This is a genomic window from Puniceibacterium antarcticum, from assembly GCF_002760615.1.
Classification (GTDB): Bacteria; Pseudomonadota; Alphaproteobacteria; order Rhodobacterales; family Rhodobacteraceae; genus Puniceibacterium; species Puniceibacterium antarcticum.
In genome coordinates this window covers 1-1,236 of sequence record NZ_AWWI01000009.1, presented here as the reverse complement: position 1 = coordinate 1,236, position 1,236 = coordinate 1, and the positions used below count along the sequence as shown (strand labels likewise).

The following is a 1,236-nucleotide window of genomic DNA, read 5'->3' as shown; positions in this document are numbered from 1 at the left end:
GGGGCGCGCCGCACGGGCGGACTTTGCGGCAGCGATGCAGGCGCTGCTGGGCCAGAGCGGCGTGATACTGGCGCCGGTGGTGCCCGAGGCGCCGTTCAGGCTGGATGCGCCCATCGAGGTGTTTGACAGCTATCGCAACACGGCCGGGCGGCTGCTGTGCGCGGCGGGGCTGGCCGGGGTGCCGCAGGTGACCTTTCCGGCGGGCCGGGTCGATGGCGCGCCATTTGGCCTGTCGCTGATCGGTCCGCGCGGGTCTGATGTATCGCTGATCGCCCTGGCCACACGGATTTCGCAAGGAGATGGTGCATGAGCTGTAAAATCGAGGGGCGTCTGGGCGAGCTGGGTCTCGCCCTGCCGCCGTCGGCCCCGTCGCGGGCGCTGTTCCTGCCGGGCAAGATCAGTGGCAATCTGCTGTTTTTGTCGGGCCAGATCTGCGAATGGGAAGGTGTGCCCAAGTATTTTGGCCCCATCGGGCAGGGGTTTGACACCAGCATCGGGCAGGATGCGGCGCAGATGTGTGCGCTGAACCTGCTGTTTTCGATCAAGGCGCTGGCCGGGTCGCTGTCGCGGGTCAGTCAGATCGTGCGGCTGGGTGGCTTTGTCGCCGCCGATCCCGGCTATCCTGACGGGCCGCTGATCGTGAACGGGGCGTCGCGGCTGTTCATCGACCTTTGGGGCGATGCGGGGCGGCATGCACGCACGGCGGTCAATGTCGCCTCTCTGCCCGCGAATGCACTGGTCGAGGTTGATGCGGTGGTCGAGCTGGCGTGACGTCCCTGCCCCGTGCTCTGCTGATGAACCCCAACAGCAATGCCGCCACCACCCGCGCGATGGTGGCGATTGCCGCGCAGTTTTTGCCCGATGTGCAGGGCTGGACCGCCCCCGGCGGGCCGGGATTGCTGAGCAATATGGCGGTTCTGGCCGATTCGGCGCGGTACGTGGCCGGGGCGGATATCCCCGGAGACATCGGCGGGGTGATCGTATCGGCCTTTGGCGATCCGGGGCGCGCGGCCCTGGCCGAACGGCTGGATGTGCCGGTGGTGGGCATCGGTCAGGCGGCAGCGCAGGCGGCAGCGGTTGGCGGGCGGCGCTATGCGGTGGTGACCCATACGCCCGCGCTGGTCGCGGGGATTGATGCGCTGATGCTCGCCTCTGCCCCCGGCGGCGCCTATCTGGGCACCTTTCTGGCAGAGGGCGAGCCGCTGACCCTGTCCGGCGATGCCGCGCTGCTGGACG

The 1,236-nt window shown here is 68.7% G+C and carries 3 protein-coding genes; all 3 read left to right on the top strand.

Features of this window, described 5'->3' with window-relative positions; genetic code table 11:
- A partial coding sequence (locus P775_RS00315; RefSeq protein ID WP_245875502.1) for an amidase family protein occupies positions 1-310 on the top strand: 310 nt, incomplete at its 5' end.
- Positions 307-771 carry a RidA family protein gene (locus tag P775_RS00310; RefSeq protein ID WP_099909097.1) on the top strand — a complete coding sequence of 155 codons (465 nt, stop codon included), beginning with the start codon at positions 307-309 and terminating at the stop codon, positions 769-771. The genes P775_RS00315 and P775_RS00310, both read left to right, overlap by 4 nt.
- Positions 768-1,236: aspartate/glutamate racemase family protein (locus P775_RS00305; protein WP_099909096.1), on the top strand; the 469-nt coding region annotated here is incomplete at its 3' end. The genes P775_RS00310 and P775_RS00305, both read left to right, overlap by 4 nt.